This is a genomic window from Pseudomonas ovata, assembly GCF_003131185.1.
Taxonomy (GTDB): Bacteria; Pseudomonadota; Gammaproteobacteria; order Pseudomonadales; family Pseudomonadaceae; genus Aquipseudomonas; species Aquipseudomonas ovata.
Genome location: NZ_QFFU01000029.1, coordinates 56,434 through 75,190, shown reverse-complemented (window position 1 = coordinate 75,190; position 18,757 = coordinate 56,434). Strand labels below are relative to the sequence as shown.

At 61.7% G+C, this 18,757-nt stretch carries 6 protein-coding genes; 1 reads left to right on the top strand and 5 read right to left on the bottom strand.

What is annotated here, in order from left to right; translation table 11 throughout:
- On the bottom strand, window positions 1–13,712 hold a 13,712-nt coding region (locus DGA31_RS26265), incomplete at its 3' end, for a non-ribosomal peptide synthase/polyketide synthase (protein WP_109514477.1).
- Between the two features lie 151 nt (window positions 13,713–13,863).
- Window positions 13,864–14,850: a TauD/TfdA family dioxygenase gene (locus tag DGA31_RS26260; RefSeq protein ID WP_109514476.1), complete on the bottom strand. Its 987-nt coding sequence runs from the start codon at window positions 14,848–14,850 to the stop codon at window positions 13,864–13,866.
- Between the two features lie 143 nt (window positions 14,851–14,993).
- Here DGA31_RS26260 and DGA31_RS26255 point away from each other — a divergent pair, with 143 nt between their 5' ends.
- A complete protein-coding gene (locus DGA31_RS26255) occupies window positions 14,994–15,953 on the top strand; it encodes a siderophore-interacting protein (RefSeq protein WP_109514475.1) in 960 nt (319 codons plus the stop codon).
- A gap of 58 nt (window positions 15,954–16,011) precedes the next feature.
- Here the strand turns inward: DGA31_RS26255 and DGA31_RS26250 are convergent, their stop codons facing one another.
- The 3 genes from DGA31_RS26250 to DGA31_RS26240 form a co-directional block, all read right to left on the bottom strand.
- The gene (locus tag DGA31_RS26250; protein ID WP_109514474.1) at window positions 16,012–16,746 is read right to left on the bottom strand and encodes a thioesterase II family protein; all 735 of its coding nucleotides are present in this window, start codon (window positions 16,744–16,746) and stop codon (window positions 16,012–16,014) included.
- Window positions 16,747–16,756: 10 nt separating this feature from the next.
- The gene (locus DGA31_RS26245) at window positions 16,757–17,002 is read right to left on the bottom strand and encodes an MbtH family protein (RefSeq protein WP_056835888.1); all 246 of its coding nucleotides are present in this window, start codon (window positions 17,000–17,002) and stop codon (window positions 16,757–16,759) included.
- Between the two features lie 320 nt (window positions 17,003–17,322).
- Window positions 17,323–18,720, bottom strand: a complete 1,398-nt coding sequence (locus DGA31_RS26240) for an aspartate aminotransferase family protein (RefSeq protein ID WP_056835890.1) — start codon at window positions 18,718–18,720, stop codon at window positions 17,323–17,325.
- Window positions 18,721–18,757 lie beyond the last annotated feature (37 nt).

Sequence of the window (18,757 nt, the reverse complement as noted above, 5' to 3'; positions counted from 1 at the left end):
CTCGGGTGGTCCTGGCCGGTCTGGTCCCAGCGAGCCAGGATCGCTGCGTGCTCCGGCCTATCGAGCATGGACAGCTCACAGACCCGCTGCGTGGGCTGCTCGCAGATCGATTTCAGCAGGGTTCCAAAATGCCCGGCCAAACGAGCCACAGCTTGCAAATCGAAATGCCGACGATCGTAGCTGTACTGAACCGTCAATGTCTCACCCAGCCCGACCCCCAGGGTCAGCGGATAGTTGGTCTGCTCTTGCCCGGCCACCGGGCCAAAATGCAAGCCGGCAGGCGCGCCTTGGCGCAGCGCCTCTGATACCGGGTAATTTTCAAAGACCAGCAGGCTATCAAAGAGTGCTTCGCCCCCTAGACCTGCCCAGCGCTGTACCTCATACAAGGCCGTGTGTTCGAACTCGCGCAGCGCCAGGTTTCGAGCCTGAACCTGCCCGATCCATTCGGTCACCGATTGCTCGGGCCGCGGACAACCGATCACCGTAAGGGTGTTGATAAACAGGCCGATCTGCTCCTCGATACCCACCAGCTCTGTAGGTCGCCCAGCAACAGTCGCCCCGAAGCACACACTGTCCTGGCCGGTATAGCCTTGCAAGAGCAGTAGCCAGGCCGATTGCACCAGGGTATTGACCGTCACACGGTTGGCGCGCGCAAACGCTTCGAAACGACGGGTCTGTACAGGATCGAAAAGCTGCTGGTAGTCACCGTAGCCAGTGGCGGCCTCACCCTCAAGACGGATGGCATGGACCAGCCGGGTCGGCGCTGCAAGCTCGGTCAGTTGCTCCTTCCAGAAACGCTCACAAGCCATCAAGTCTTGTCGTTGCAGCCACTCGATATAGTCTCGATAGCGGCCTGACGACGACGGCACAGGCTGTTCGGCATAACGCTGCAGCACCTCCCCCAAGAGCCGCGAATTGCTCCAGCCGTCCATTAAAATATGGTGACTGGTGTAAATCAGGTGATGGCGAGCCTCATCGGTTGCGACTACCGTCAGGCGTAACAGCGGTGGACGGTCCATATCGAAGCCCTGCAAACGCTCGCCTTCGGCCAGCTGTTGCAGCGCTTGTTCCAGTTTGGGCCGGCCACGCCAGTCATGCTCGACAAAGGGTAATGTCACGTCCTGATGCACGACCTGAAGTGGACTCTCGAGCTGGCCTTGCCATATAAAACCACTGCGCAACGTTTCATGCGCCGCCAGGGTCTCACGCCAGGCCTGCTTGAACCGCTCGATATCCAGCCCGTCCACGTCCACTCGCATCTGATTGACATAGCCTGCGGCGTCCTGCTCGAACAGACTGTGGAACAGCATGCCCTGCTGCATCGGCGACAGCGGGTAAAGATCGGCGACCCGCCCGAGTTCAACCGGCAGATGATCAAGTTGCGCCTGACTCAAGCGGGCCAGTGGAAAGTCCGAAGGGGTCGCGCCACGCTGCGCGGTGTTGCAACAGTGGTCGATCAACAACTTGAGCTCCTCGGTATAGGCTTGGGCCAGTTGACCGATGGTTTTCTCATCGAACACCTCACGACTGAACGTCCAGTCAAGGTTCAGTTCACCTTCGTAGACCTGGCCATTGACGGTAAGCAAGGCCGCCAACGGGGCATCGCGATCCTGAGTCGTCCCGCTGCTTTCCCTCGCGGGTATGAACAGACTGCCGGCTTCGTCGAAGCTGCCATCGAACTGGCCCAGGTAGTTGAATACAAGCTCACCCTGCGGCAGGTGCCCAAGCACGGCTTGTGCTTCAGCGTTACCCAAGTGACGCAACACCCCATAGCCGACCCCCTTGTCAGGAATGCCCCGCAGCTGCTCCTTGATCGCCTTGATCGATGCTGACATCTGCGCCTGCGGACTCAGCTTCACCGGGTATACGCTGGTGAACCAGCCAACGGTACGGGTCAGGTCCAGATCATCGAAAAGATCCTCCCGACCATGCCCCTCCAACCGGACCAAAACATCCGGTTGCCCGGTCCAGCGACCGATTACGCGAGCCAGGGCCGTCAGAAGCAAGTCGTTCACCTGGGTCCTGTAGGCAGCGGGAGCTTCTTGCAGCAAGCGTCGTGTCCAGATCTGATCCAGGCGGCTGCTTGCGTATGCTGCATGTTTGTACTGGCGGCCGCCCTTGGGGCGATCACAGGGAAGCTCATCCACGCCCTCTTGTAACTGCGCCTGCCAGTACGCCAGCTCGTCTAGCAGGCCAGGACTTTCGGCATACGCTTGCAAATGCTCGGCCCAGGCTTTGAAGGCACTGGATTTTCCCGGCAGTCTGACGGGCAGGTCAGCCGACAGCGCCTGATACACATGCTGCAGATCCTCGAGCAGGATGCGCCATGAAACTCCGTCCACCACCAAATGATGGACGACCAGCAAAAAACGCTGACTACGGTCGGGAAGCTGCGCCAGTACCGCCCGAAACAACGTGCCACGTTCCAGACACAGGCTACGCTGCGCGTGATCGGCGAGTGATGCAAATTCCTCTGCGTGTTCGATCTGCCGGACCCAGAGCACTTCGCTGGGTTTCACCTCCTCGAATCGCGCCTGCCACCCGTTCTGCGCCTGCTCGAAGCGCAGACGCAGTGCATCGTGGTGCTCAATCAGGATATGCAAAGCCGTACCGAGGAGCTCCGAATCGAGCGCCTCGTGAGGCTTGAGTAATACCGACTGGTTCCAGTGATGCCGATTGGGCATTTCTTGCGCAAAAAAACCATGCTGAACAGGTGTCAATGGCATCAGGCCTGACACCAGGCCCTGATCGATACTCAAGCCTTGCGAACGTCGAGCCACTGCGGCCAAGTGTTTGACCGTCTGGTGCTGGAACATTTCCTTGGGGGTGAAGCTAATCCCTATCTGCCTCGCTCGACTGACCACTTGAATCGAGATGATCGAATCCCCCCCCAGCTCAAAGAAATTATCGTTCAGGCCGATCTGCTCAAGTTTCAATACATCCGACCAAATAGCTGCAATGTGTTGTTCCACTTCGCTCTGCGGCGACACATAGTCCTGCTGCAGACGGGCATCCGGTGCTGGCAATGCCTTACGGTCCAGCTTGCCGTTCGGACTGAGAGGCAACGCGTCCAGAAATACAAAATGCGAAGGCACCATGTATTCCGGAAGAGTTGCTTTAAGGTGATTTTGCAGGCTGGCACGCAGCCGGCCCTCTGACGGACTATCGGATACGGACGCGGCGGACACCAGATAAGCGGCCAGTTGCTTGCCACTCCCTGCCTTCACATCCAGAACCACAGCTTCACGTACGGCATCATGTTCCTGAAGCCTGGCCGCGATCTCACCCATTTCAATGCGCAAACCGCGAATTTTCACCTGATGGTCCGTACGCCCCAGATAGTCGATCACACCGTCAGCCCGGTAACTCGCCAGGTCACCCGAACGGTACAGCCGGCCCCCGCCCTGTTCGCTGCTGTCGAATGGATCCGGGACGAAACGCTCCGCCGTCAAGGATGGGCGTCGATGATAACCACGCGCCAGCCCCACGCCCCCAAGGTACAGTTCGCCCACACAGCCTTGTGCCGCTGGCAACAGGCCAGGCACCAGGATATGAGTCTTGAGGTTGTCGATCGGCCGACCGATCGGCACGCCGGCGCCTTCGTGCGGCGTACAGGTCCAGTGGGTCACATCAATCGCCGCTTCCGTAGGGCCATAGAGATTGAACACACCGGAGCTGGGCAGGCGTTGCAGAGATTTGCGCGCCAATTCGCCTGGCAGCGCCTCACCACTGCATACAATGCGGCGAATACTCTGACACTCTTGCACACCCTCGCATCCCATGAACACCTGCAGCATCGAAGGTACGAAGTGCAGGGTGGTAATCTCGTGGCGCTTGATCGTCTCGATCAGGCGCTCGGGATCACGATGCTCACCTGGCTGGGCGACCACCAACCGGGCACCTGTCTGCAGCGGCCAGAAGAACTCCCACACCGATACATCGAAGCTGAACGGAGTCTTTTGCAAAATCGCATCCAGCCCATTCAACCCATAGGCTTTCTGCATCCAGGCCAAACGGTTGAACAGCGCCTGATGGGTGTTTCCCGCTCCCTTGGGCTTACCGGTCGAACCCGATGTGTAGATGACATAGGCCAGATTCGAGAGCTGTGTTTCGTTGACCGGATTGGCGTCACCGCAGGTCGCCAGTTTTTCAGCAAGCCGGTCCAGGCTCACCACCTCAATACCCTGCGGAACCTGCAGTTGCCCTCGTAGATGCTCTTGGGTCAGTAAAAGCTCAATGCCACTGTCCTGAAACATGTGGGCCAGGCGATCCTGCGGATACTCCGGATCAAGCGGTACATACGCTCCCCCAGCCTTGAGAATGCCCAGCAGCCCCACGACCATCTCAATGGAGCGCTCCACGGCAATTCCCACCAGCACATCCGGACCGACGCCCGATTCGATCAGATAGTGGCCCAAGCGGTTGGCCTGGCGATTCAACTCGCCATACGTCAGCTGTCGATCACCAAAGATCACTGCTATCGCTTCCGGTGTCTGCGCGACACTCGCCTCGATCAGCGTATGGATACACTGTTCGCCCGGATACGCGACGTCGGTGCGGTTCCAATCGCACAGGATCAGGCTTCGCTCGGCCTCACTCAACAACGAGAGTTCACCCACAGGCAGCTCTGCATCCTGCGCGAAACTGACCAGCAACTGCTTCAGTTGTCCAGCCAACCGTGCCATGGCCGAATCGTCGAAACGGGCTTGTGCATAACTGTAATTGAAGCAAAGTTCGTCCCCCAGCCCGATGAGCAAGGTCAACGCATAGTTGGTCTGTTCATGAGTTCCTACAGGCCCGAACACAAGCCCTTGAGGCGCTCCTTGTTCAAGCGCTTGCGAAATCGGGTAGTTTTCAAACACGAGCAGTGAGTCGAACAAATCCTCACCGCTGCGCCCTGCCCACCGCTGTACGTCGAACAACGGAGTATGCTCATATTCGCGCAGGGTCAGGTTCTGTCGCTGTACCTGCTGTAACCAGGCATGCAATGGCTGTTCAGGCTGCGGGGTCGCAATGACGGGCAGGGTATTGATGAACAAGCCTACTTGTTGCTCTACACCCTGTAGCTGTGCAGGACGCCCAGAAACGGTGGCACCGAAGGCCACCGTCGCCTGCCCGGTATAACGCTGCAACAGCAATAGCCATGCTGCCTGCACCAAGGTGTTCACTGTCACCTTCTGCTGGCGGGCAAAATGGCTCAACCTTTGGGTCTGCGCCTTGTCCAGCCTACAGGAAAACTCGCCATGGCTATCCTGAACGCCAGAATGGCCAGTAGTCCTGATCGCCTGGGCCAGCCGGGTTGGCTCCTCCAGGTCCTTGAGCTGTGTTTTCCAGAACACCTCGCTGAGCTGCATGTCCTGGCGTTGCAGCCAGGCGATATAGTCCCGGTACTTGCCGGGGGCCTGTACCAGAGCCTGGCCGGTATAGCGCTGCAACACCTCACCCATCAATTGCGAGTTGCTCCAGCCATCCATCAGGATGTGATGGTTGGTGTAGATCAGGTGATGTGTATTTTCGCCGGTACGCACCAGTGTCAAGTGCAATAGCGGCGCCTGCTCCAGCGCGAAGCTGCGCTTAAGCTCAGCGCCGGCCAGGTTGTCCAGTGCAACTGATTGCTCGACCCGGTTGCGCCAATCGAACTCGGTAAATGACAACTCAACTTGCCTATAAACCACTTGCACCGGCTGTTCCAGCCCCTGCCACACAAAACCGGTGCGCAGGATATCGTGGGCGTCCAGAGCGTCTTGCCAGACCTGCCGGAATATTTCGGCGTCCAGCCCCTGAACGTCCACCCGCATCTGGTTGATGTAGTCGCCCGCCTCCTGCTCGTACAGGCTGTGGAACAACATGCCCTGCTGCATCGGCGACAGCGGGTACAGGTCGGCGATCTGTTCGGCGGCCATCGGCAAGCTGTCGAGCTGCGCCTGGGTCAACGCCGCCAGCGGGAAGTCCGATGGCGTCACGCCGCGATGGCGCGGGTCGCAGCAATGGGCGATCAGTGCCTTGAGTTCGTCGGCATAGGCCTGTGCAAGATGCTCGATGGTCTGCGCGTCGAACACCTCGCGGCTGTAGGTCCAGTCCAGGCTCAGCTCACCGTCATACACCTGACCGTTCAGGCTCAGCAGGCTGTCCAGCGGCGCCTCGGGGCTTTGCTCCAGTCCACCGTGCTCCCTGGCCGGGACGAACAGGCTGGTGTCATCATCGAAGCCGCCATCGAACTGGCCCAGATAGTTGAAGACGATTTCGCCTTGCGCCAACTGGCTCAGGCGCTGACGGGCTTCGGCGTTGCCCAGGTAACGCAACAGGCCGTAACCGATGCCCTTGTTGGGGATGGCGCGCAGTTGCTCCTTGATCTGCTTGATTGATGCGCCCAGCTCCGGCTGCGGGCTCAACATGACTGGATACATGCTGGTGAACCAGCCCACGGTGCGGGTCAGGTCGAGGTCGTCGAACAGGTCCTCGCGGCCATGGCCTTCCAGGCGGATCAAGGCCTGCGCCTGACCGCTCCAGCGGCAGACCACCCGCGCCAGCGCGGTCAGCAGCAGGTCGTTGATCTGCGTGCGATAAGCCGCCGGTGCCTGCTGCAACAGTTGCGTGGTCAGCTCGCGGTCCAGGCGGGTCTTGGCGTAGGCGGCATGCTTGCGCTGACGGCCGCCCTGCGGATGGTCGCAAGGCAAGGCATCGCTGCTGCCTTTTAGCTGTTCATGCCAGTAGCCCAGTTCGGCTTCGCAGACCGGGCTGACGGCGTAGTCCTGCAAATGCGTCGCCCAGGCCTTGAAGGAGCTGGTCTTGGCCGGCAGTGCCACTTTCTGCCCCTCGACCTGTGCACGGTAGGCCTGTTGCAGGTCTTCGAGCAGCACCCGCCACGACACACCATCGACCACCAGGTGATGCACGACCAGCAGCAGGCGCTGGCTGCCATCCGCCAGTTCGGCCAGCACCGCACGCAGCAGCGGCCCCTGTGCCAGGTTCAGGCTGCGTTGCGCCTCGTTGCCCAGGGCTTGCAGCGCTTGAACGTCGGCGACCTGACGGGTCCACAACACTGAATCTGAAGCGCTGCCCTGATAGTCAGCCTGCCACGCGTCTGGCTGCTGTTCGAAGCGCAGGCGCAAGGCATCGTGATGCTGCACCAATACGTGCAAGGCGCCGTGCAGATGAGCGGCGTCCAGCGCCTGAATCGGTGCCAGCAAGACCGACTGGTTCCAGTGCTGACGCTCGGGAATGGATTCTGCGAAGAACCACTGCTGGATTGGTGTCAGCGGTGACGAACCTGTGACCGGGTCCTGGTCGATGACCCTTCCCTCGGCACGCCGCGCCACCAGGGCCAGGGCCTGCACCGTCTGATGCTGGAACAGGTCCTTGGGGGTGAACTGAATCCCGGCCTGGCGGGCGCGGCTGACCACTTGCAGGGAAATGATCGAATCGCCGCCCAGCTCGAAGAAGTTGTCGGTCAGGCCTACGCGCTCAAGTTTGAGGACGTCCTGCCAGAGGCCTGCAATCTGTTGCTCCAGGGTGCTCTGTGGCGCCAGATAGTGCGGCTGCACATGACCTTCCGGTGCTGGCAGTGCCTTGCGGTCCAGCTTGCCATTGGGCGTCAGCGGCAGGAGATCAAGGAACATCAGGTGCGCCGGCACCATGTAGTCCGGCAGGCTGCTCTTGAGTGCACCGCGCAAGGTCTCGCGCAGTGCAGAAGACTCGGCGCCTTCAACCGTTCGGGCAGGCACCACATACGCCACCAGTTGCGGGCCATTCGGTCCCTCGTGCGCCAACACCACGGCATCGCGTACGGCGGCCTGTTCCTGCAGGCGCGCTTCGATTTCACCCAGTTCGATACGGAAACCGCGGATCTTCACCTGATGATCGACGCGACCAGCGTATTCGATCACACCGTCGTCGAAGTAGCGCGCCAGGTCACCGCTGCGGTACAGGCGCCCGCCGCCCTGCTCGTCGAACGGGTCGGGAATGAAGCGTTCGGCCGTCAGCGCGGGACGCGCGTGGTAGCCACGGGCAAGGCCCTGCCCCCCGATAAACAGCTCTCCATGACTGTCCGGCGCAACCACCTCCAGCGCATCACCCAACACGTAGACACGCCGCTCGCCTACCGGTCTGCCGATAGGGGCACGGCCCGATGTACCTGCATGGGCCTGATCCACCGGCCAGATCAATGGCGATACAACGGCTTCGGTCGGGCCATAGGCGTTGAACCATTGCCGAGCCTGCAGGCCTCCTGCCCCGTCAGCCAGACGTACGTCCCACGCCTCTCCCCCCAGGATGCAAACGCGAACGCTGAGTGCCTCTTCCTGGGTGATGCTTTCACGTAATTGGCTGGCGTAGCCAGGTGGCAAGTCGAGAACGGAAACACCCTGTCGGCGAATCTGCGCAGCCAGTTGCTCCAGTGATCCGCGAGCGAAATCACCCAGCACGACACGCGCGCCCTGAGCCAGCGGCATGAAGATCTGCTCGGCCGCCGCATCGAAACTGACGGATGCAAATTGCAGCAGGCAATCGTGCGCGTTGATCGCGTACGTCTCGGCCGCTGCCAGGCAATGCATGGCCAGCGCCCCATGGGCCACGGTCACGCCTTTGGGCAACCCCGTCGACCCCGAGGTGTAGATCACATAAGCCAGGCGTTGCGGATGCTCATCAATGACCAGGTTGACCTCGCTGTAATCCTCCAGCCAGTGCGCGGACGGCTCGACAATCAGCGTCTGCACCGCTTCGGCCACCGGCAAGCGCTCAAGCAGATGCGCTTGCGTCAACAGCAGGCCGGCCCCGCTGTCCTGCAGCATGTAAGCAAGACGCTCTTGCGGGTATTCAATGTCCAGAGGCACATAGGCACCACCGGCCTTGAAGACGGCCAGCACGCTCACCACCATGTCCGGGCCACGTTCAACCGCAATGCCGACCCGAGTGTCGGGGCCCACACCCAGTTCTTGCAGCTTGTGCGCCAGACGGTTGGCGCGCCGGTTCAAGGTCTGATAACTCAGTGTCTGCTCATCAGAGACCAGGGCGATGGCCTCTGGCGCTTTGCGTGCCTGGTCTTCGATAAGGTGGTGGACGAACTGATCGTTCGGGTAACGCTGTTGTGCATGAGCCCAGTCATGGGTGATCTGCCGGTATTGTTTACGATCCAGCAACGGCAGTTCGAAAACAGTCTGCGCAGGCGCCTGCACCAGCGCCTCCAGCAGATTGACCCAATGGCCTGCCAGGCGCTCGATGCGTTCGGCAGTGAACAGATCGCAAGCGTAGTTGAACGAGGCCATCAGCCCATCGGTACGCTCCATCGTATCCAGCACAAGGTCAAACTGCGCATTGCTTTCGGACAGGTCGACTTCTTGCGCGTGAAGCCCCTGCAGGCTGTCGCTGGAGACCTGATCGCCCACATCGCGCAAATGGTTGTACATCACCTGGAACAACGGGTTGTACCCCAGCGTACGCTCAGGCTTGAGCGCCTCGACCAGCGCATCGAACGGCACATCCTTGTTGGCCTGCGCCTCAAGCGTGGTCTCCTTGACCGACGCCAGCAGCGCATCGAACGTCTGCAGCGGATCGACCGCCACCCGGGCAACGATGGTGTTGACGAAAAAGCCGATCAGCCCTTCCAGCTCATGGCGATTACGGTTGGTCACCGGAATGCCGATATTGATCTTCTCGCTACCGCTGTAGCGCGACAGCAGGATCGCAAAGGACGACAGGAACACATGGAACAACGTGGCGTTGGCGCCTACGGCAAGCGCACGCAACTTATCCGTCAGTTGCGCCGGCAAGTGGATATCGATGCGCCCGCCCCGGTAGCTTTGCTCTTGAGGGCGCGGGTGGTCGGCCGGCAATTGCAGCACCGAGAAATCATCTTCGAGCTGCGCTTTCCAGAAGGCCAATTGAGTCTGCAATTGCCCATCGGCCAGACGCTGGCGCTGCCAGGCGGCGTAATCGGCGTATTGCACCGGCAAGGCTGGCCGGCTCAGCGCTTGACCGCTGGCCCGGGCGTTATAGCTGGCGGCCAGCTCACGCACCATGACGCTCATCGACCAGCCATCGGAGACGATGTGGTGCATCAGCAACGTCAGCAGATGCTCTTCGTCTGCGGTCTTGAATACCGTGACGCGAATCAGTGGTCCGACAGACAGATCAAAGACGCAGGCGACGTGCTCTTCGATTCGACGAGTGACCGCATCAGCGCCCTGCCCACTCAGGTCTTCTGCGTGGATGACAACCGGTGCCGCTGGCAGAATCCGCTGCAATGGCTGGCCGTCCTGCTCTTCGAAAATCGTGCGCAGCGACTCATGCCTGGCGAGCAGCGCATCGAAAGCGGCCTGCAAGGCCTGCCAATCCAGTGCGCCTTGCAGCTTGACCGCCAGCGGCGTGTTGTACGCCGCGCTCTGCGGGTTCAGCTTCCAGAACAGCCACTGCCGGTGCTGGGCATGGGAGACCGCCAGCGGCGCGCTGCGATCAAGCAATTGGATATCAGGGTCTTTGGCGTGACCGAGTCGCTGAACAGATAATGCGAAAGCGTGCAGATCATGGGTATCAAACAGCGCACGCAACGGGATATCGACGTCCAGTTGCCTGCGCGCCCGTGACACCACCTGCGTCGCCAGCAGCGAATGCCCGCCCAAGGCAAAGAAATTGTCCGTCAGCCCCACCCGCTCGACCTGCAGCACCTGCGCCCAGATGTCAGCCAGCTGAATCTGCAACGCCGTCATCGGCGCTACATGGCTTGCCACATTTGCCACCGGCGAAGGCAACGCTTTTACATCGACCTTGCCGTTGGCCGTGACCGGCAGTTGCGCCAGCACCTGCATATGGGTCGGCTGCATGTGCTCGGGCAGGGCCTGTTTCAGCTCACCCCGAATGGCGTCGACAAACGCCTGTTGCGCGGCGTCACCCGAAACCGGCGTTGCCGGTACCACCCAGGCAGCCAGTTGCCCGCCAGCGTCCTCGCCAATGACCCGCACTACAGCGTTGCCGATGGCCGGCAACTGGCGCAGGCGGCTTTCGATTTCTGCCAGTTCCACGCGATAACCACGGATCTTCACCTGGCCGTCCATGCGCCCGGCAAACACCAGTTCGCCCCGGGCATTGCGGCGCACCCAATCGCCGGTGCGGTACATCCGCGAACCCTTGGCGCTGGCAGGATCAGGCACGAAGCGCTCGGCGGTCAGGGCCGCCTGGCCCAGATAACCCCGCGCCAGGCCAGCCCCTGCAATGAACAGTTCGCCCCGTGCAAGACCTGGCACCGCGAGCAGGCAATCGCTCAACACCTGGGCACGGATATTGTCCAGCGGGCGGCCCAGTACCGGCTGGCCAGCCATGTCATGGGTCAGGACGCCGACGGTGGTTTCCGTCGGGCCATAGTGGTTGATTACGCGCAGTTCGGGCGCCAGTTGCGCGATGTGCGCCAGCAGGCCGGCCGGGCAGCTTTCGCCGCCGACGATCAGGCAACGGCGTGGCAAGGCCGTCGCGCCGGCGGCGAGCATGGCCTGCAAGTGCGAAGGCACGATTTTCAATGCATCGATGGCATGCTGGTGCATGTAGGCGGCGAAGGCATCGGCGTCGAGCACGGCGGGTTTGTCGAGCATATGCAGGGTCTTGCCGGCGCTCAGCGCACCGTAGAACACGGTATGGCCCAGGTCCGCCGCCGGGGTGGTGACCATCGCCAGGTTCTGGATGTCATCCAGCGGCAAGCGGCGCGATACGCCTTGCACATAGTTCACCAGCGCCGCATGACTGATCGCCACGCCCTTTGGCGTGCCGGTGGTGCCGGAGGTGTAAATCACATAGGCCAGGTTATCCGCAGCAACCGCTACCGCAGGCGCGTCGCTGCGGCGCAGCGCGGCATCCAGATGAATCCGCTGTACACCTTCCGGCAACGTGCCATTCCAGTCAGCCCTGGCCAGCACCAGACGCACATCACTGTCAGCCAGCATGAAGTCCAGGCGCCCATGTGGCTGATCAGGCTCCAGTGGCAGATAGGCTGCACCGGCCTTCAGTACCGCCAGAATGCCCACCAGCATGTCAATGGAGCGGTCAGCGATCACGCCAACCCGCTGATCAGGCTGTACGCCGCTTTCCAGCAGCACATGGGCGAAGGCGTTGGCCCGTTCGGTCAGTGTCAGGTAATCGATCTGCTGCTCGCCGCTGATCGCCGCCACACGCTGCGGATTGGCGTTGGCGGCCTGCTCGATCAGTTGATGAATGCACACGCCTGCGCCGTTTGTTTGTTCAGTGGCTGGCGACAGTTCAGGCAATGACAGCGGCAACTCACCGACTGCATGCCCCGGATTGGCAGTCAGGCCTTCCAGCAATTGCAGCCAGTGTTGCTGCAAGGTGGCGACGGTCGAGGCCTCGAACACATCCAGCGCGTAAGTGAAGACCGCCTGCAACCGACCGGCGCTTTCGTAGGTGTCCAGCGACAGGTCGAAGCGGGCGCTGTGTTTGTCCAGCGTGACTTTTTCCAGCGCCAGCCCGGAGCGGGTGGTGATCTGCCCGGCATCGACCACGGTCGGCTGGTGATTGAACAGCACCTGGAACAGCGGATTGCGCCCCAGGCTGCGTTGCGGCTCGAACGCCTCGACCAAACGCTCGAACGGCAACTCCTGGTGCGCCTGTGCGCCCAGCGCCGTCTCCTTGACCCGCTGCAACAACTCACGCACATCGATCAGCGGATCGATCTCGGTGTGCAGCACCTGGGTATTGATAAAGCAGCCAATCAGCCCTTCAACCTCAGCGCGATTACGGTTGGCCACCGGCACGCCGACCCGAATCGCCTGTTGACCACTGTAGCGATGCAGCAACACCTTGAACGCCGCCAGCAACACCATGAACAGCGTCACACCCTGCTCGCGGGCCAGGCCGCGCAAGCGCTCGGCCAGCGCCGGCTCAATCTGAAACTCATGACGCGCACCGCGATAGCTTGGCGTCAGTGGGCGAGCGTGATCCAGCGGCAACTCCAGCGGCGCATGCTCGTCGCCCAGCTTGCTGCGCCAGTAGTCCAGCTGGCGATCCTGCTCACCGGCCTCCAGCCAGCTGCGTTGCCACAGGGCATAGTCGCGGTACTGGATCGGCAGCGGCTGCAACGCCGCTTCACTGCCGCTGCTGGCGGCGTCGTAGAGGCGGATGAATTCATCGATCAGCACGTTGTAGGACCAGCCGTCGGCCACGATGTGGTGCAGGGTCAGCAGCAGCACATGCGCATGATCGGCCAGTTTCAGCAGTTGCACGCGCAGCAATGGTCCTTCGGCCAGATCGAAGGGCGCCAACGCTTCGGCGTCGGCCAATGCGCGAACCTGCTCTTCGCGTTTATCGGCATCCAGCCCGGTCAGATCGTGGCATACGATGTTCACCGCAAACGGCTCGACAATCCGCTGGCGGACCTGACCATCCTGCTCACTGAACACACAGCGCAAGGTCTCGTGACGTGTAACCAGGCCATCGAAGGCGCTGTGCAAGGCGGCCTGATCCAGCTCGCCATTCAAGCGCACGGCCATGGGCAGGTTGTAGGCGGCGCCTTGCGGGTCAAGCTGCCAGAGAAACCACATCCGCTGCTGGGCATAGGACAGCCCGTCGCGCGCATCGCTGACCCCATCGGCAGGGATGGGGAACAGGGAAAAGTCCACGCCCTCCTGCTGCAGGCCGGCCAGAAACAGGCGGCGTTTTTCCAGGGGCAGTTCGATAAAGCGGCGGGCGAGTCTCAGTGCGTCTTGGGCATTCATGCAATGCGTCCTTGTCGAATAGGAAGCGGGGCCAGAGGGCCCGGTCGATCCCACTAGAACGAAACAACAAGGGGTTGATTTAGCCCGCCGGCGCAAATGCAAACCGGCCCATCAAGGGCCGGTCGGGAGGTTGTCGCCCAGCGTATGAAGGTCAGCCACGAAGCGCTTGCGAATACCCCTGCGCCATCGCCACGACGACCTTGCGGCTGCCGGTAAACGGCGAGCGCGCGTGCGCAGCAAGCATGTTGTCGAGCATCAGCACATCGTTTTTCAGCCACGGGAAACTGATCGTGCACTCGTCCAGCACGCCACGAATCTCGTCCAGCAGACTGTCTTCGATAGGGCTGCCGTCGCCGTAATAAACGTTACGCGGCAGATCTTCCTCGTCGACGATGTCCAGCAGGCTTTCGCGCACTTCCGGTTGCAGGTTGGAGATGTGGAACAGGTGCGCCTGGTTGAACCAGACCCACTCCTTGGTCACCGGATGCCGGGCCACCGACTGGCAGACCTGCCGGGTGCGCAGCTCGCCGTCGTCTTTCCATTCGCACTGGATATTGTGTGCGCGACAGTAGGCCTCGACGACTGCCGGATCCTCGGTGTTGAACACCTGATCCCAGTCCACGTCCAGGCCGTTACCGTAGTTGCGTACGTACATCAGGCGCTTTTCAATAAAGCGTTCGCGAATCGCGACCGGGATGCGCCGGTAGACTTCGCGGCTGTCGGCAATCGGTGTCTCGCCACCGGTTTCAGCCGGTATCACGCTGTAGAACCAGATTTTCATCGGCCATTCCAGGGTGTAGGCCTGCTCGTTGTGCAGCGGAATGCTCTGGTGCGCCGGGTACTCGGTGGAGGTGTAGACCCCTTTGGCGACGTTGCTGCGCGGCGTCGAGCCAAACTCGTAGTTGAGCAATGGATGGCCGAACGAGGAGGCGAATTCGCGGAACGCTTCGTTGCCGTCCACCTCGAAGCCGCGAAACAGGATGCCGCCACTCTGAATCAGGTGCCGGTCCACCAGCGGCTTCAATCCGTCAAAGGCCGCCTGCAGGCTGATGCCTGGCTCAGGTGCCTGGATCAGCAGCGGCAGGGTGCCCTTGTGCGCTTGCAGCGGCTTGATATCGAAACTCAGCACTTCACTCATGGAATAAACCTCGGGCGCCCGGGAACACGTCTGTTTCAGGCTGAACGAGTACGCGACCCAGAAAATTAGCCGGCGGGCACTGGTAAACCCCGCCAGTCACGGCTCGTCATTCAGGTATCGATCCTTGTAGAAGGCGGCTCCCGATGCTCTCCACCCTCGGCAAAAACCTGCGCAGCGCCGTACAGAAAGTCCTCCCGGCGAAACGCCCCAGTTATCGCCTCTTCGACATCATCCTCAGGCAACGCATCGACATCAGCCCGTCCCTGACCCGCTTCGTCTTCACCGGCCCTGAAGTGCAGCACATGCAGACACAGGCCCCGGACCAGCGCGTCAAGCTGCTGTTTCCCGGTGCCGACGGCCAGCCCCCGCAATTGCCGCTGGAGGACAACTGGCACCAGACCTTGCGCAACCAAAACCCGGCCAGCAAACCGCCGATGCGCACCTACACGATCCGCGCCTTGCGCCGTGAACGGGCCGAGGTGGAGGTGGAGTTCGTGCTGCATGGCGAAACCGGCCCGGCCTCACGCTGGGCCACGCATGCCCGGCCCGGTGACCGGTTGCAGATGGTGGCGCCCTATGCCGACTACCCAGGCGATCCGGGCGGTTATGAATGGCAGCCGCCGGCAGGCATTCGCCATGTATTGCTGATAGGCGACGAGACGGCGTTGCCGGCGATTGCCGGGATTATCGAGCAACTGGCTGATCAGCCGCAGCCGCCGCAGATACAGGCGTTTATCGAGGTGCCGCATGCCGGCGACCGATTGGCTATTCGCCAGCCGGCCAATGCCCAGGTCAACTGGCTGGTGCGTGATGAGTTGGCGCTCGGGCATGGCGATGGCATGCGCCGGGCCGCACTGGAACTGGCGACACTGCCGGCATCAGCGGCCCGCCTCAACGCACCGCAGAAGATCCATGAAGTGGATATCGACACGCAGATTCTGTGGGATCTGGGCAAGCCGTCGGACAGTGAGTTTTATGCCTGGGTCGCGGGGGAGTCGGCCGCGGTCATGGCGATTCGTCGGCATCTGGTCGGGGCGTTGGGGCTGGATAAGCGGGCACTGACGTTTATGGGTTATTGGCGGTTAGGACGGGTTCTGGATTAGGGCCTTTCGCGGCCGCTCCTACCGATTTCGCAGGAGCGGCTTCAGCCGCGAACAACCATCACGCACACGCAAGCCGTGAAGACCGACGCACATCCACCTCAAGACAATTCCTGAGAATGCGCAGCACCTTGGCTTGCTGCTCATGGATGAAGAAATGCGTGCCCGGCAGCATTTCCAGCGAGAAGTTGGCAGCGCTTTCGAGCTGCCAGGCAATCAATTGCTCTTGGGTGGCCTTGTCCTGCTTGCCGCCCAGCACATGGATCGGGCAGTCCAGGCGTGGACGGCTGCGGTATTCGTAAAGGCCGCACAGGCGAAAATCCGCACGCAGGACCGGCAGGGTCAGGTCCATCAGTTCCTGGTTGTCCAGCACCTCTTGCGCGGTGCCGTTCAGGTCACGCAGTTCGGCCTTGAGTTCGTCGTCGGTCTTGGGGTCGGCAAAGCCGCGGGCGTAGTCGTCGCGCTGGCTGGGCGCGGCGGTGCCAGAGGCAAACAGCGACACCGGTGACGGTGCGCCGAACTCACGCAGGGCATGAATCATTTCAAAGGCCAGCAGCGCGCCCAGGCTGTGCCCGAACAGCGCGTAGGGGCCGTTGATACGCGGGATGAGTTCCCTGACCAGTTGCCGGGCCAGGGCCTGCATGTCGGTCTGCAAGGGCTCGCCCAGGCGGGCGCCACGGCCGGGCAGCTCGACCGGCTGCACGCTCAGCCACTCGGGCAGCGCGCGCCGCCAGCGACTATAGACCATGGCGCTGGCGCCAGAATACGGCAGGCAGAAGAGTTGCACGGTGGTCATGGCAAAGGCCTCAGTGAACGGCGTGGTCGCCTTGTTTCAGGCGCGCCTGTTCTTCCATGTGCTTGCGCAGGCTCAAGGGGCGCATGTCGGTCCACACCTCTTCGATGTAGGCCAGGCACTCTTTCTTGAAGCCGCTCTTGCCAACGGTGCGCCAGCCTTTCGGGACTTCCTTGTAGTCGGGCCAGATGGAGTATTGCTCTTCGTGGTTGACGACCACCTGGAACAGGATGTCTTCGCGGTCGAATACTGAGGTCATGGTGAGGCTCCGTAGTAAGGCTGAAGGTCGCGAGCGGCGCCGGGCCGGCTCTAAGGACTAAACGAGTGATGCACAAAAAAATTAAGCCAGGATCACGGGGAGCGCGCTTGCCGGTATGCCGGACCACCGCGACCGAGTGCGTAGCGCTCGCAAAAATTGATTAAACGCAACAATTTTTTGACTGCGAACTCATCAGGGATCTATGAAACGCCACAAATTTACGACTGCTAACGCAGCCGGTCGCGGTGGTCCGGCATCCCGGCAAGCGCGCTCCTACAAAAGTCTTGTGGTTTCTGGGCGATTGCGTTGGGTCAGCCTTATCACGCCGACGCCACGGCCGCCTGCACCGCCCTGGCAAAAATCCGTGCCACTTCATCGACCTGTTCGTCGGTGATGATCAGCGGCGGCAGAAAGCGCACCACGCTGCTGTGACGGCCGCCCAGTTCCAGGATCAACCCGCGCTTGAGGCACTCGCGTTGAATACGCCCGGCCAGCGCGCCGTCGGTTGGTGGGTGGCCTTGGGCGTCGGGCTGGCCGTGCGGGTCGACCACTTCGACGCCGAGCATCAGGCCCAGGCCGCGCACGTCGCCCAGGTGCGGCACTTTCTTTTGCAGCTCCAGCAAGTGGTGGCGCAAGCGCTGGCCGACGTCGGCAGCGTGGCCGGCCAGGTTGTGCTCTTCGATGTAGCGAATCACCGCAGAGCCTGCGGCCATGGCCATCTGGTTGCCGCGGAAGGTGCCGGCATGCGCACCCGGTTGCCAGCTGTCGAGCCAGTCCTGATAGACCATCACCGCCAGCGGCAGGCTGCCGCCGATGGCCTTGGACATCACCACCACATCCGGCACGATGCCGGCGTGCTCGAAGGCGAACAGCTTGCCGGTACGACCGAAACCGGTCTGGATCTCGTCGATGATCAGCGGAATCTTGTGCCGCGCGGTGATTTCGCGCAGGCCACGCAGCCAGGTGTTGGCCGCCGGAATGACACCGGCTTCGCCCTGCACGGCTTCGACGATGACCGCCGCCGGCGGCTGCACGCCGCTTTCCGGGTCGCTGAGCAGGTTGTCCAGGTAATGCAGGTTGGTCTGCACCCCCGCCTCGCCGCCCTGGCCGAACGGGCAGCGGTAGTCGTACGGGAACGGCATGAACTGCACGCCGGTGCTGAGCAGCGCGCCCAGCGGGGTCTTGGCCTTGAGGTTGCCCATCAGGCTCAGCGCGCCCTGGCTCATGCCGTGGTAACCACCGTGAAAGGCAATGACTGTGCTGCGCCCGGTGGCGATGCGCACCAGTTTCAGCGCCGCTTCTACCGCGTCGGTGCCGGTCGGGCCGGTGAACTGGATCTTTGCCCTGGCGGCAAAGGCCGGCGGCAGGATGGCGAACAGGTCCTGGACAAAGCGGTCCTTGACCGGCGTGCTCAGGTCCAGGGTGTGCAGCGGCAGTTCATCGTCAAGCACCTGGCGAATGGCATCGGTGATCACCGGGTGGTTATGCCCCAGCGCCAGGGTGCCGGCACCGGCCAGGCAGTCGATGAAGGTGCGGCCTTCGACGTCCTCGACATACAGGCCCCGGGCGCGCTTGAGCGCCAGCGGAATCCGCCGCGGGTAGCTGCGTGCGTTGGACTCCTGCTGTTTTTGCCGGGCCAGGATCGGGTTGTCCTCGAACCGGTAGTCCTTTTCTTCGTCGTGGGCCTTGATCGGGCTTTCGGCAAACGCTGTGCTCATGGGTGCGCTCCTGAATGATGTAAAAAGCCTTGGAAAA

Excerpts from the sequence above, each read along its gene's own strand:
- DGA31_RS26260 (WP_109514476.1), bottom strand. The coding sequence starts at position 14,850 with ATGAGTGAAGTGCTGAGTTTCGATATCAAGCCGCTGCAAGCGCACAAG.
- DGA31_RS26255 (WP_109514475.1), top strand. The coding sequence starts at position 14,994 with ATGCTCTCCACCCTCGGCAAAAACCTGCGCAGCGCCGTACAGAAAGTC.
- DGA31_RS26250 (WP_109514474.1), bottom strand. The coding sequence starts at position 16,746 with ATGACCACCGTGCAACTCTTCTGCCTGCCGTATTCTGGCGCCAGCGCC.
- DGA31_RS26245 (WP_056835888.1), bottom strand. The coding sequence starts at position 17,002 with ATGACCTCAGTATTCGACCGCGAAGACATCCTGTTCCAGGTGGTCGTC.
- DGA31_RS26240 (WP_056835890.1), bottom strand. The coding sequence starts at position 18,720 with ATGAGCACAGCGTTTGCCGAAAGCCCGATCAAGGCCCACGACGAAGAA.